The sequence below is a fragment of the Actinoallomurus vinaceus genome, from assembly GCF_039542055.1.
GTDB lineage: Bacteria > Actinomycetota > Actinomycetes > Streptosporangiales > Streptosporangiaceae > Actinoallomurus > Actinoallomurus vinaceus.
Window position 1 is genome coordinate 12861 of record NZ_BAABHK010000004.1, and the last position, 13414, is coordinate 26274.

Genomic DNA, 13414 nt, shown 5'->3' on the forward strand with positions numbered 1-13414 from the left:
TCAGGCGGCTTTCAAGACGTCCCGCAGCACGTCCTCCAGCGTGGTCTTGGCCAGCTCCCTGCGCAGGGCGGCCTCCACATCGTCGTACACGGCGGTCATCGCCGGCCCGATGCCGTGACCCACGACGCACTCGGGGTCCGGTGTCGCGCGATGCAAGGCGAAGACCGGTCCCGGTTCGATCGCCTGGTAGACGTCGAGCAGAGTGATTGCCGCCAGGTCCCGCGCGAGCATCCAGCCCGCCCCCGCCCCCCGCCGTGAATCGGCCAGGCCGGCCTTGCTCAGCTTGGCCAGCAGGCGGCGGATCACCACTGGGTTGGTGTTGACGCTCGTCGCGATCTGCTCGGAGGTGGCGACCTCGTGGCCACGCCGCTGATACAGCCCGATCCATGTCAGGGTGTGCGCCGCGATGGTCAGTCTGCTGTTGGCACTCACGTCGGACTCCACCTCCCTCGCCCCTCGGTTCTAGTCGTAACGATAGTTGTTACAACTGCATGCGGCAAATCCTGCGGTGCCGGCCGGGCCGGCCTCGTCAAGGAGCACGCCACCCGCGAGCACACCATCGCCGAGTTCTTCTCCGTCAGCCGGGCCACCGTCAATCGAGTCCTGGAACGCACCCAGGACCAGCACCCGAACAGAAGCCGAACGGTAGGGCCCCGCCAACCTACCGGCGGATCAGGTGTCCCCTGGTGTCTGAGCCGGACCAGGGACGAAGGCCGGCCTTTTGGGGCTGGCACGGGATCGCGTCACGTTCGGCGTCGGTGCGGGCTTTCAGGAGTGCTCGGGCGAGCGCGCCGTATCGAGCGGCGTCGGCCGGAGGCCTCGCTGCGGCGGCCGCGGCCGTCGGCACGTCGACGCGACCACGCCGGTCTTGGTGCAGGGGTTCGTCGCCGCTCGACCGGGCCGCCGGCGCGCGCCGCAGGGCCCGGTCAGCGCCGGGCCTCTCCCCTGGCGGCTCCTCGACGGACCCGGAAATGCGTTCGACGGCGAGCTGCTCGCATGCCTTGCACGGCGCTTCCAGGTCGAGCTGGTGGCCGTCTTCGCAGCGAACGTCCGGGCAGTCGATGCCTCGGCGGGCGAGCCGGATCGCGACGGCTACCGAGCCACGTACCGGCTCTCTGGCGCTGGTCCGGTAGCGCCAGTGCTCCCAGTTGCGGGCGATGCGTTCGGCGAGCTCGGCCGGGCTGCGGTGCTCCAGCTCGGCGGCGATCGCCGATAGCACGCGCCGGGAACCGTGCTCAGGGACGTGCCGGGTGAACTCGGCAGGCAGCGTCCGGTACAGCTCGGCTGCCGCGCGCGGCACCCGACGCCGCGGCTGCTTCGACGTCGGCCGTCCCTTCCCCGGAGTATTCGGCTTCCCGGCCGCGGCCGTCACGCGCGCCCGCGCGTAACGGCGGGTCTGCTCGCCTACGGCGGGAACCCCCGGTGCCTCCTCAACTGGTGCCTCCTTGGTTGGTGACTCCTGTGGAGTGCCGGAAGCTGCATGGGGTTCCTGCCGGTTCTTGCCCGGGGTGAGTGCCGCGATATGCGAGGGATCCTGGCACGGCTGGACCAGACGGCCAGGCCGCCGTGGTCGGTGGAGTACAGAAGCGATCGCGGGATCTGTGCGTGGCCGCGAGGCGTGCCCGACGCCGCCCCCATCAGAGACCGCCCCCGCAGCGGACGCCTAGGGGCGGCAAGATCATTCCGCGTATATTCCGTGGCGGGCGGCGCAGAGGTGCCGACGCTGGCACAGCGTGGCACAGGGCGTCAGTGAAGGACGGCGAATATCCGCAGGTCAGCGAGCTGTTCGAGCTGCTTGATCGAGTGGGGCGGGTGGGACTCGAACCCACGACCAAGGGATTATGAGTCCCCTGCTCTGACCGGCTGAGCTACCGCCCCCGAATGGTGAGCATCAAGCCCCACTACCTTGCCTGCCCGCAGACGCCCGCGCAACTCGACACTTCTCGAGCCGCGCGGGCGTCTGGAGGGGGAAGGGGGTCAGGCTCCGGCGCGTGCGGCCGCCGGGGTGTCGCCGGCGGGTGCCGGGGCGGGGACGGTGCCGGTTTCGGCGGGCGGTTCGTCGTCCAGGAGGGTGGTCTCGTCGAAGGGGAATCGGCCGGCGAGGACCTCGCGGGCGCGGTCGCGGTCGAACTCCTTGGTCCAGGTACCGATGACGACGGTGGCGACGGCGTTGCCGGCGAAGTTCGTGACGGCGCGGGCCTCCGACATGAAGCGGTCGATGCCGACGATGAGGCCGACGCCGTCGACGAGGTCGGGCCGGTGGGCCTGCAGGCCGCCGGCGAGGGTGGCCAGTCCGGCTCCGGTGACGCCGGCCGCGCCCTTGGAGGCGACGACCATGAAGAGGAGCAGACCGACCTGCTGGCCGATGGACATCGGGGCGCCGGTGGCCGAGGCGATGAACAGCGAGGCCATCGTGAGGTAGATGGCGGTGCCGTCGAGGTTGAAGGAGTACCCGGTCGGCACGGTGATGCCGACGACGGACCGGTCGACCCCGAGGTGCTCCATTTTCGCGATCAAGCGCGGCAGCGCGGTGTCCGAGGAGGACGTGGAGAAGATCAGCAGGAAGTCGCGGGCCAGGTAGCGCAGCAGGGCGAAGATGTTGATCCGCGCCGTGAGCCAGAGGACCGTCCCGAGGACGACGAACACGAACAGCGCGCAGGTCACGTAGAAGGCGATCATGACTTCCGCGAGGCTCTTGAGCGCGTCGACGCCGGTGGCTCCGACCACCGCAGCGATCGCTCCGAACGCGCCGACCGGGGCGGCCCACAGAACGATCGAGAGGATGCGGAAGACGAGCCGCTGGAGGTGCTCGACGCCGCGGAGGATCGGCGCTCCGGCCCGCCCCATGGACTGCACCGCGAAGCCGGTGAGCAGGGCGATCAGCAGCGTCTGCAGGACCTGGCCCGAGGTGAAGGCGGAGAGGAGGGTGTCGGGGATGGTGCCGAGGAAGAAGTCGACCCCGCCTTCGGCCTTGCCCGTCGCCGCCTGCGTGTGACCGGCCTGCTTCAGCGCGGCGGTCAGGTGCATGCCCGCTCCGGGGTGCACGATGTTGCCGACGATGAGCCCGATCGCCAGGGCGAAGGTGGACATCACGAGGAAGTAGCCGAGCGCGAGCCCGCCCACGGCGCCGACCTTCGCCGCCTTGGCCACCGAGCCCACCCCGAGCACGATGGTGCAGAAGATGATCGGCGTGATCATCATCTTGATGAGGTTGACGAAGCCGGTCCCGACGGGCTTCAACTCGACGGCGAACTTCGGCGCGGCGAAGCCGACGATGATGCCGGCGATGACCGCCGCGATCACCATCAGGTAGAGCAGATGAGTACGGTCCCGACGTCCTCCGGGTTTCCGGCGCACAGCCTCGGCAGCCATGTCCGCTCCTTCATTTCGGGGGGATTTGCCAGGGACTATGCGCAGGTTCGAAGGTCGAGTCACCGTTACGTTCATTTCGTTCACGAAAACCGCCGTTCACACCAGCGCAACGCACAGTGCACACTTGCGTACATGCGTTGGGTCTCCCGACCTGCGGGTCGGCGGCATCGGAGCCTGGCAAGCCGGCTCTTCGTGATGCAGATCATCGTGGTGGCCGCGGTGGTCGTGGGCGGGGCGGTGCTCGCCTACCTGTACGCCGCCGCGAGGACGAACGAGACCGCCCGACGGCAGGTGACCGCCGTCGCGGCGGCGGTGGCCGACTCACCCACCGTCGTCGCGGCCGTCGAAGGGCCGGATCCGTCGCGGGTGCTGCAGCCGTACGCCGAGCAGGTTCGGCGGGACACCGGGGTGGCCTTCGTGACGATCATGAGTCCGGCCGGCATCCGGTACACCCATCCCAACCCGGAGCTGATCGGGCAAAGCTTCCTCGGTCACATCGAGGAGGCACGGGCCGGTCACGCCTTCACCGAGACCTTCACCGGAACGCTCGGGCGGTCGGTCCGGAGGGTGGCCCCGGTGTTCGACCGGCAGCATCGGGTGGTGGCGCTGGTCAGCACGGGCATCAAGGTGCGGATCGTCGACCGGCAGGTCCGGGAGCAGCTGCTCGCCCTGGTCCTGCTCGCCCTGCTGGCGCTCGGCGTCGGCGGCGTGGGCACCTATCTGGTCAACGCGCGGCTGCGGCGCCACACCCATGGCATGGACGCGGCGCAGCTGAGCCGCATGTACGAGTACCACCACGCGATCCTGCACACCGTACGGGAGGGGCTGCTGCTGCTCGATCCGCACGCCCGGGTGGCGCTGGCCAATGGCGCGGCGCGCGATCTGCTCCGGCTGCCCGACGACGTGGAGGGGCGCGAGGTGGAGACGCTGGCCCTGCCCGAGACCCTCCGGACGTCGCTCGCTTCCGCCGCACCCTGCGTCGACGAGATCCACGTGACGCGCGAGCACGTCGTCGTGGTGAACAAGTCGGCCGTGACCTCGGGCTCCCGGGACCTGGGCAGCGTGGTGACGCTCCGGGACCACACCGAGTTGCAGTCGCTGAGCGGCGAACTGGACTCGGTACGGGGGTTCGCCGAGTCGCTGCGGTCGCAGGCGCACGAGGCGGCCAATCGGCTGCACACCGTCGTCTCCCTCGTCGAACTGGGCCGTCCGGAGGAGGCGGTCGAGTTCGCCACCGCGGAACTGGAGCTGACCCAGCGCCTCGCCGACCAGATCGTGGACGCGGTGGCCGAGCCCGCGCTGGCCGCGCTGCTGCTCGGCAAGGCCGCGCAGGCGAACGAGCGCGGGGTCGAACTCGTCATCACGCCCGACACGCGCATCGACGACACGGTGATCACCGAGACGCTCGGCGCCCGTGACCTGGTGACGCTCCTCGGCAACCTGATCGACAACGCCGTCGACGCGGCCGTGGAGGCCGTCGGCGACGCCCCGCCCGCCGACACCTCCCCCACCGGCGACGCCCCACCCGCCGACGCCACCCCCGTCTCCCCGGCGGTCGGCGGTTCGCCCGCCCACGGCGCATTCGCAGGCGGCTTCCCCGCCGGGGGCGGCTTCCCCATCGGTGACGACCTTCCGATCGACGGCGGCACCGGCGGCGGCGCTGCCGGCGTCGCCTCGTCCAAGGTCTTCGTCACCGCCCGAACGACAGGCGATGACCTGGTCATCCGCGTCGCCGACACCGGACGCGGCATCGGCCCCGACGCCGTCGAGGACATCTTCAAACGCGGCTGGTCGACGAAGGACGGGGACCGCCCGTCCGGACGCGGGCTGGGGCTCGCCCTCGTCGCCCAGGTCGCCGCCCGGCACGGCGGACGGATCGAGGTGGGCCGTGAGGTCGGCGCGGTGTTCACCGTGACGCTGCCGATGGCGCGGAAGGCGCCGGCGTGATCAGCGTTCTGGTGGTCGAGGACGATCCGGTCGCGGCGGAGGCGCACCGGATGTACGTCGAACGGGTGCCGGGGTTCACGGTCGTGGGAGTCGTGCACTCCGGGGCGGAGGCCCTGCGGGCGCTGGAACGCCGGCCGGCCGACCTTCTTCTCCTCGACTTCTTCCTCCCGGACTGCCACGGGCTCCAGCTGTGCCGGCGGCTCCGCGCGGCGGGGTCGCGGGCCGACGTGATCGCGGTGACGTCCGCACGCGACCTGACGACCGTGCGTTCGGCGGTCTCGATCGGCGTCGTGCAGTACCTCCTCAAGCCGTTCACCTTCGCGACGTTGCGCGCCAAGCTGGAGCGGTACGCGCGGTTCCACGCCACGGTCGCCCGGCCCGGGGAGGCGGCGGACCAGAACGAGGTGGACCGGGCGCTCGCCACGCTACGCAGCGCGGACCGTCCGGCGCTGCCCAAGGGGATGAGCGCGTCGACGCTGGAGACGGTGACGGCCACCCTGCGTAGCACCGATGAGGGGCTGACGGCCGGTGCGGTGGCCGCGGCCGCGGGTATCTCGCGGGTCACCGCCCGCCGGTACCTGGAGTACCTCGTCGACGGGGGGCAGGCGGCCCGGACTCCGCAGTACGGCCAGGTGGGCCGCCCCGAACTCCTCTATCAGTGGTCCCACTGACCGCGCATCTGCACGTGCATTTGATTGTGCATCAGTTCTTGCATCGGAACGCGCTCCGAGGGAAGATAGCCGATCAAGCCCACTCGGCCTGTCCGAGTCGTCTGGAGGCCACCCAGATGCCCCTATATCGCACGAGCTGTACCTCTGCCCGGCAAGAGCGCGCCGAGGAGCCCCCCTCTGCGGCGTTCACGCGGGACAGCGTGCACGTGCTGCCTCAGCTCGCGCCGTACGGCCCTGCCCTCGGTCCTTTCCAGGACGCCATGTGCCCCCTGCGGGCCACCGGCGCCTCCCCCGGCATCGCGCGCGAGTTCACCGTCGCGACCCTGCGGGCCTGGGGACTGGCGGGCCTGGTGGACGACGCGACCGTCATCGTCTCGGAGCTGGTCACCAACGCCCTGCGCTACGGGCTCCCGGTCGGCTTCGGAACCGCCGACGACCTGCCCATCCGGCTGACGCTGGTCCGCCACGGCGGGCTGATCGTCTGCGTCGTCGCGGACGCCAGCCGCCAGGAGCCCCTGGTACGGGACCCCTGTGACATCGCCGAGAACGGCCGCGGGCTCCACGTGATCGACGCCCTCAGCCGCACCTGGGGCTGGACGCCGCTTCCCAGGGCCGGCAAGGCGGTATGGGCCGCCCTCGCCGTCCCCTCCGCCTGAGCCGTCCACTCCCCCGACTCGCACCGCGATGGCCGGCCTCAACGGCCCGCCGACCCCGTCCCACCAGAACGGCCCAGCCGACCCATCCGACCGGACCCATCCGACCGGGCGTGCCCGTCCCCGGCCTCCGACGGCCGCCCCGGGATGCTTCCCCGAGTAACAATCTGATTACCTGCCTCCCGACGTGCGGCTGAGCAGGGACCGGCCGCGACGCCGCCGAGGACGCGAAAAGGCATGGCTCGGTAAACTGCCGCTGGCGGCCCAGTGGGTCGCAGCAGGCCGCGAAGCACCGCCACCTCAAGGAAACGGTATGGATCGTCGTGTCGGCGGGGCGACCGGTGCATCGTCGACCGCGGGCATGACGGGAGACGTCGATCCCCCGCTCGTCGGACGCCGCGACGTCCTCCATGACTTCAGGCAGCTCCTCCAGACCGCCGCTGACGGCACCTTCCGGTTCGTGGGCCTGGCCGGCGACCCCGGTGCGGGGAAGACACGGCTCCTCGACGAGCTGGCCGCCGAGGCCGGCCGGCGCGACCTGCCCGTCCTGTCCGGCCGGGCCACCGAGTTCGAGGAGATGCCGTTCAGCGCCGTGCTCGACGCGCTGGACGACCGTCTGGAGACGATCGCGAAGGAACTGCCCGACCGGCTCGGCGCACCGGCGGCCGGTCTGCTGGCCACGATCTTCCCCGCGCTCTCCGGCGCCGCGACCGGCGACGCCGAGACGCTGGCACCCGCCACCGGCCGATACCACCTGTACCGCGCGGTCCGGCGGCTGCTGGAGGAGCTGGCCTCACCCGACGGGCTCGTGCTCATTCTCGACGACGTGCACTGGGCGGACGAGTCGACGGTCGAGCTGCTCGACCACCTGGCGCGCCATCCGCCGCGCGGGCGGATCCTTGCGGCGGTGGCCCACCGGCCCGCCCAGGCGTCGCCCAGGCTCGCCGCGCTGATGGAGATCGCGACGCGGATCCCGGTGAGCCCGCTCAGCGAGGCGGAGGTCGGCGAGCTCCTCGGCCCGGAGACGAACCGGGCGCGCCGCAGGGCGCTGTACGAGGCCAGCGGCGGTAACCCCTTCTACCTCGACGCGCTCGCCCGCATGGGGACGGGTGTCGGGACGCTCGACGGCACGGGCGAGCCGACCGAGATCGGCGAGCTTCCGCCCGCCGTGCGCGCGGCCCTCGGCATGGAGCTGAGCGGTCTGTCCGCCACCGCGCTGCTCGTCGCGCGGGCGGCCGCCGTCGTCGCCGACGAGTTCGAACCCGGCCTCGTCGCGGTGACCGCCGAGACGTCCGAAGACCTCACGCTGGAGGCGATCAACGAGCTGGTCGCACGTGACGTCGTACGGCCGGCGGCACCGGGCCGGTTCCGGTTCCGGCATCCGCTCGTCCGGCACGCCGCCTATGAGTCGGCGGCGGCGGGCTGGCGGCACGCCGTGCACGCCCGGATCGCCGCCCGGCTCGCGGACCTGCGCGCCCCGGCGACCGCACGGGCCCCGCACGTCGAGCGTTCCGCCCGGATCGGCGATCAGACCGCCGTCGCCACGCTCGTCGAGGCGGCCCGCACGGTCGCGGCGCAGGCCCCCGCGACCGCCGCGCACTGGCTCCAGGAGGCGCTCCGGCTCGTTCCGGAGACCCTGGACATGAGGCTGGAGCTGCTGCTGGAGCTCGCCCGCGCGCAGGCGGTCAGCGGCCGGATCACCGAGGGCAGGGACACCGCGCGGGAGCTGCTGCGCCTGCTGCCGCCCGATGACTTCGCGCGCCGCGCCCGGGCCGCCCGCCTGTGCGGCATCATGGAACGCCAGCTCGACCGCCCGCACGAGGCCCGAGCGCTCCTCCTCGACGAGCTCCGGCGGATTCCCGACACCCAGGCGCCGGCCGCCATCGAGCTGCGCATGCGGCTGGTGACCGAAAGCCTGAAGCGCAGCGACTTCCGCGCCGCCCAAGCGGTGCTGGACCTGATGCCGGAGAGCGCCGACGGCTGGGAGCCCAGCCTGGTGCTGGCGGTCGCCGCCGTACGCCCGATGCCCGCCTACGCCGCCGGTCGCATCGACGACGCCGCCCGCTACGCGACGGAGGCCGCCGGTCTCATGGCGGCCGCGCCGGACGACCACCTCGCCGACTGGCTCGACACGGACATCTGGCTCGGCTGGCTGGAGCTGATGATGGGCCGGTACGCCGACGCCCTGCAGCACTTCGGCCGGTTCGTGACCGTGGCCCACGCCACCGGGCAGAGCTCGATGCTGCCGCACATCATGGCCGGCCAGGCGCGGACACTGACGATGCTCGGGCGGCTGGGGGAGGCGGCCGCCGCCGCCGAGGAGGCCGCGGAAGAGGCCCGCCACCTGCGCTCGAACGAGTCGCTGGGCTTCGCGGTGACGCAGCAGTGCCTGGTGGCGAGCTGGTCCGGCGACCACGAATCCGCCCTGCGGCTCGGTGAGGAGCTCGTCGGCCTCGGGCTCGGCCGCAGGGAGTGGTGGGCCGCCATGGCCCTGTACGCGCGGGGAATGGCGCTGGTCCACGCCGGGCGCCTGGACGAGGGTGCCGAGCAGCTCCTCGACGCCTGCGGTGACATCAGCGATGCCCGGCTCGATCCGGGCACGCTGATGGCCTGCTGTGAGACGCTGGCCGATGTCGAGGCCACACGGGGGCGGCCCCAGGACGCCACGGCATGGGCGAACCGCGCCGACATGCTCGCCCGGACCGGTCTGGAGACGAACGGCGGGTTCGCCATGCTCGCCCGCGCGCACGCGCTGGCGACCTCCGATCCGGGCGTGGCGGCCGAGCAGGCCCAGGCGGCGGCCGTCATCCTCGACGAGGGCGGCATGCGGATCCAGGCCGGGCGGGCCAGGCTCCGCGCCGGGATCGCCTACACCGCGGCCGGCGAACGCGCCCAGGCCCGGGCCGAGCTCGGCGCCGCCGCGGAGACCTTCGCCGAGTGCGGCGCCCGTACCCTCCACGCCCAGGCCGTCCAGGCCCAGCGCAGGGTCGGCGTGCGCGTGCCGGGCGCGACCGGCCGGTCGGCCGGCCCGTACGGACTGTCCCGCCGGGAGTTCGAGGTGGCGACGCTGGTCGCCGAGGGGTGCACGAACCAGCAGATCGCCGAGCGCCTGTTCCTCAGCATCCGCACGGTCGAGACGCACCTGTCGCACATCTTCGCCAAGCTCGGTGTGTCCTCACGCGTCGGCATCGTCAGCGCGCTGAACCAGAACCCGTAGTCCCCCGTCGTAGGGAATCAGGGTTTACCACGATGATGCACGCGCCCTCCTGACTGCCATTGTTGGGCGCGGAGGCAGGGAGGTGGAAAAATCATGGAACGTCACGTCCCGGCGCGATACACCCTCGAGGGCGTGTCCGACGCCGAGGTGTCCGTGCATCCGTTCGCGACGGAGGACGGTCTCGGGCTCAACCTGACGCGCTTCCGGCGCGGCGACTGCGACGACGTCGTGCTGCTGCTGCACGGCCTCACGGCCTCCATCGACATGTTCATCATGCCCGAGCACCGGAACCTGGTGAGTGTCCTGCTGGACAACGGGTTCACCGACGTCTGGGCGCTCGACTTCCGCATGAGCTCGCGGCTGCCGTACGACGCCGAGACGCACCGCTACACGCTGGACGACATCGCGGCCTGGGACCATCCGGCCGCCCTGCGCGAGATCCGCCGGCACGTCGGCGATCGGCGGGTGCACGTGGTCGCGCACTGCCTCGGGTCGATGTCGTTCTCGATGAGCCTGTTCGGTGGCGCCCTCGACGGCGTCACGAGCTTCGTGAGCAACAGCGTCTCGCTGACCCCGCGCGTACCCGCCTGGTCGCGGTGCAAGCTCGTGGCCGGCCCCGGCCTGTCGGAGTACGTCCTCGGGCTGTCCTTCATGGACTCGCGTTTCGGCGAGGCCCCGCCCCTCACGCGCGGCTGGATGGTCTCCCGTCTCGTGTCGCTGTTCCACCGGGAGTGCGACGTGCGCGACTGCCACATGATCAGTTTCATGTGGGGCAGCGGCCGTCCGGCCCTGTACGAGCACGACAACCTGCTGCCGGTCACCCACCAGCGCATCGCGGACCTGCTCGGCCCGACGGGGGTGCACTACTTCCGGCACATCCGCAAGATGGTGTCGGCCGGCCAGGTCGTCAAGTACGACCCGGGCGACCCGCGGCACGCCGATCTGCCCGAGGCCTACCTGTCGCGCGCGAGCGAGGTCACCACGCCGGTCCTCCTGCTGTCGGGCGACGTCAACCGTGTCTTCCCAGGCGCGAACGCGGCCTGCCACGAGGCGCTGGAGCGGGCCCGGCCCGGGCTGCAGGAGTTCGCCTCCCTCCCCGGCTACGGCCACATCGATCCCTTCATCGGCGAGAACGCCCACGTCGACGTCTTCCCGAAGATCCTTGACTTCCTGAAACGGCAGGCCTCATGACCAGCGAACACACCGATGTCGTGGTGGTCGGCTCCGGGTTCGGCGGAGCCGTCGCCGCCTATCGGCTGGCCGAGGCGGGCCTGTCGGTCGTCGTGCTGGAGCGCGGCCAGGAGTACCCTCCCGGCACCTTCGCCCGGACGCCGGCGCAGATGAGCCGCGCCTTCTGGGACCCGTCGGAGGGGCTGTACGGCCTGTACGACGTGTGGGGATTCCGGGGATTCGACTCGGTCGTCTCCAGCGGCCTCGGCGGCGGCTCGCTGATCTACGCGAGCGTCCTGCTACGCAAGGACGAGGAGTGGTTCGTCAAGGAGCAGGCGCTCCCCGACGGTGGGTACGAGACCTGGCCGGTGAGCCGGGAGGACCTGGATCCGCACTACGACGCGGTCGAGGGCATGCTCGGGGGCACGCCCTACCCGCTCGACCATCCGGCCTACTCCGACACCGCCAAGGCCCACGCGATGCAGGATGCGGCGGCCGAGCTCGGGCTCGACTGGCAGCTGCCGTCACTGGCGGTCAGCTTCGCGTCGAGACCGGGGGCCGAGCCCGGGCTCGGGCTGCCGATCGCCGACCCGTCGTACGGCAACCTGCACGGCGTGGAGCGCCGCACCTGCCGGCTGTGCGGCGAGTGCTATCTGGGCTGCAACGACGGAGCCAAGAACAGCCTCGACCACACCTACCTCTCCGCGGCGAAGCGGCGCGGCGCGGACCTGCGCACCCTGCACGAGGTGCGCGGGATCCGGCCGCGCCCGGAGGGCGGCTACGAGGTCGACTACGTCCACCACGACCCGCTGGAGAAGGCCCGCAAGGTGACGCCGCGGACCATCTCCTGCGACCGCCTCATCCTGGCGGCCGGGACGTACGGCACGACGTACCTTCTGCTGCGCGCCCAGGCGAGTTTCCCGGGGCTGAGCGACGCGCTCGGCACCCGTTTCACCGGCAACGGCGACCTGCTCACCTTCCTGATGCGGGCGAAGGACCGGGCCCGGATCCGTCCGCTCGACGCCAGCCGAGGTCCCACGATCACCAGCGCGATCCGCCTTCCCGACGAGGTGGACGGCGTGCCGGGCGCGGGGCGCGGCGCGTACATCGAGGACGGCGGCTATCCGGCGTTCGTCGACTGGATGGTCGAGGAGGCCGACGTCACGCACGAGATCGCGCGGGCGGTCCGGCTGGCGTTCGAGCGGTTCGTCGCGTTCATCTCCCGCGCGCCGGACACCAACCTGTCCGGCGAGCTGTCGGAGCTGATCGGCGACGGGGCGCTGTCGGTGAGCTCACTGCCGCTGCTCGGCATGGGCCGTGACGTCCCGGACGGCGTGCTGCACCTGCGGGGCGGCAAGCTGGACGCCGACTGGACGACGAAGACCAGCGAGGAGTACTTCGATCGGCTGCGGTCCACGATGAAGCGGATCGCCGCCGTGCTCGGCGCCTCGTACGCCGACAACCCGATCTGGTTCCGCAAGCGGATCATCACGGTGCACCCGGGGGGCGGGGCGCCGATGGGACGCCATCAGGACGAAGGCGTCTGCGATCCGTACGGGGAGGTGTACGGCTTCCCAGGCCTGTACATCGCGGACGGGGCGGCCCTGCCCGGTGCGGTCGGGCCGAACCCATCGCTGACGATCGCGGCGCTGTCCGACCGGATGAGCACGCGCCTGCTGGAGAACGCCGGGCGTCCGCGTGCGGAGCGCCCGGTCGGAGGGGCGGTGAACGGCACGGCGGGCACTGCGGAGGTTCGCAGGGGTGCCTCCCAGCGCACGTCGCTGTCGTTCACTGAGGAGATGAAGGGGTTCTACGCCGAAGGTGTGCACGCTCCCGGGGCGGGGGAGCAGGCGGGGCGGGAGCACGGGCAGAAGCTCGGGTTCCGGCTCACGATCACAGTCGACGACGTGGACCGCTTCCTGGAGGAGCCCGAGCACACGGCACGGGCCGAGGGATGGATTGACGCCGCTGTCTGCGGGGGCCGGTGTCACGTCCAGCGGGGCTGGTTCAACCTGTTCTGTCCGGGAGGTGCGCCGGACCGCAGGCTCATGCGGTATCGGCTGCACTTCACCGACGCGGCGGACCGGCCCCGCACCCTCTCCGGGTGGAAGGACATCCGGCACCGGCCGGCCTCGCGCGTCTGGCCGGACACCACGACGCTGTTCTTCCGGATGTTCGAGGGACACGTGCCCGAAGGCGGGGACGACGACGCGCCGATCGCGGGCGCGGGCATCCTGCGCCTGGGCCTGGACGACTTCGCCCGGCAGCTCACCACCTTCCGCACGGAGGGGCCGGACGGCCTGGCCGCCCTGGAGCGCTTCGGCGGGTTCTTCCTCAGCGAGCTGTGGGACATCTATCGCCCGAAGATGGTGAGTTAACACCGA

At 71.7% G+C, this 13414-nt stretch carries 9 protein-coding genes and 1 tRNA gene; 6 read left to right on the forward strand and 4 right to left on the reverse strand.

The genetic code is table 11. The features are described 5' to 3' along the window. The 4 genes from ABEA24_RS15255 to ABEA24_RS15270 form a co-directional block, all read right to left on the reverse strand. Entirely contained in the window at positions 1-432 is a 432-nt protein-coding gene (locus tag ABEA24_RS15255; RefSeq protein WP_345431476.1) for an Rrf2 family transcriptional regulator, read from the reverse strand. Between the two features lie 229 nt (positions 433-661). Then, the gene (locus tag ABEA24_RS15260; RefSeq protein WP_345431477.1) at positions 662-1300 is read right to left on the reverse strand and encodes a hypothetical protein; all 639 of its coding nucleotides are present in this window, start codon (positions 1298-1300) and stop codon (positions 662-664) included. Positions 1301-1804: 504 nt separating this feature from the next. Then, a tRNA-Ile gene (locus tag ABEA24_RS15265) sits at positions 1805-1878 on the reverse strand. 99 nt (positions 1879-1977) lie between these two features. Further along, positions 1978-3372: a cation:dicarboxylate symporter family transporter gene (locus tag ABEA24_RS15270; protein WP_345431478.1), complete on the reverse strand. Its 1395-nt coding sequence runs from the start codon at positions 3370-3372 to the stop codon at positions 1978-1980. Between the two features lie 195 nt (positions 3373-3567). Between ABEA24_RS15270 and ABEA24_RS15275 the strand changes: the two genes are divergently transcribed. From ABEA24_RS15275 to ABEA24_RS15300, 6 genes are all read left to right on the forward strand, one after another. Further along, the gene (locus ABEA24_RS15275; protein ID WP_345431479.1) at positions 3568-5319 is read left to right on the forward strand and encodes a sensor histidine kinase; all 1752 of its coding nucleotides are present in this window, start codon (positions 3568-3570) and stop codon (positions 5317-5319) included. Continuing rightward, the gene (locus ABEA24_RS15280) at positions 5316-5990 is read left to right on the forward strand and encodes a response regulator (protein WP_345431480.1); all 675 of its coding nucleotides are present in this window, start codon (positions 5316-5318) and stop codon (positions 5988-5990) included. Before ABEA24_RS15275 ends, ABEA24_RS15280 begins: the two co-directional genes overlap by 4 nt. 200 nt (positions 5991-6190) lie before the next feature. Continuing rightward, a complete protein-coding gene (locus ABEA24_RS15285) occupies positions 6191-6646 on the forward strand; it encodes an ATP-binding protein (RefSeq protein ID WP_345431481.1) in 456 nt (151 codons plus the stop codon). A gap of 310 nt (positions 6647-6956) precedes the next feature. Continuing rightward, entirely contained in the window at positions 6957-9860 is a 2904-nt protein-coding gene (locus tag ABEA24_RS15290) for a helix-turn-helix transcriptional regulator (protein ID WP_345431482.1), read from the forward strand. A 93-nt stretch (positions 9861-9953) separates the two neighbouring features. Beyond that, positions 9954-11051 (forward strand): alpha/beta fold hydrolase, encoded by a 1098-nt coding sequence (locus ABEA24_RS15295; RefSeq protein ID WP_345431483.1) that lies wholly within the window; start codon positions 9954-9956, stop codon positions 11049-11051. Next, positions 11048-13408 carry an FAD-dependent oxidoreductase gene (locus ABEA24_RS15300; RefSeq protein WP_345431484.1) on the forward strand — a complete coding sequence of 787 codons (2361 nt, stop codon included), beginning with the start codon at positions 11048-11050 and terminating at the stop codon, positions 13406-13408. Before ABEA24_RS15295 ends, ABEA24_RS15300 begins: the two co-directional genes overlap by 4 nt. The last annotated feature ends 6 nt before the right edge of the window (positions 13409-13414 follow it).

What these genes read in the sequence shown, in the direction of transcription:
- ABEA24_RS15270 (WP_345431478.1), bottom strand. Translation starts at nt 3,372, where the DNA reads ATGGCTGCCGAGGCTGTGCGCCGGAAACCCGGAGGACGTCGGGACCGT.
- ABEA24_RS15275 (WP_345431479.1), top strand. Translation starts at nt 3,568, where the DNA reads ATGCAGATCATCGTGGTGGCCGCGGTGGTCGTGGGCGGGGCGGTGCTC.
- ABEA24_RS15290 (WP_345431482.1), top strand. Translation starts at nt 6,957, where the DNA reads ATGGATCGTCGTGTCGGCGGGGCGACCGGTGCATCGTCGACCGCGGGC.
- ABEA24_RS15295 (WP_345431483.1), top strand. Translation starts at nt 9,954, where the DNA reads ATGGAACGTCACGTCCCGGCGCGATACACCCTCGAGGGCGTGTCCGAC.
- ABEA24_RS15300 (WP_345431484.1), top strand. Translation starts at nt 11,048, where the DNA reads ATGACCAGCGAACACACCGATGTCGTGGTGGTCGGCTCCGGGTTCGGC.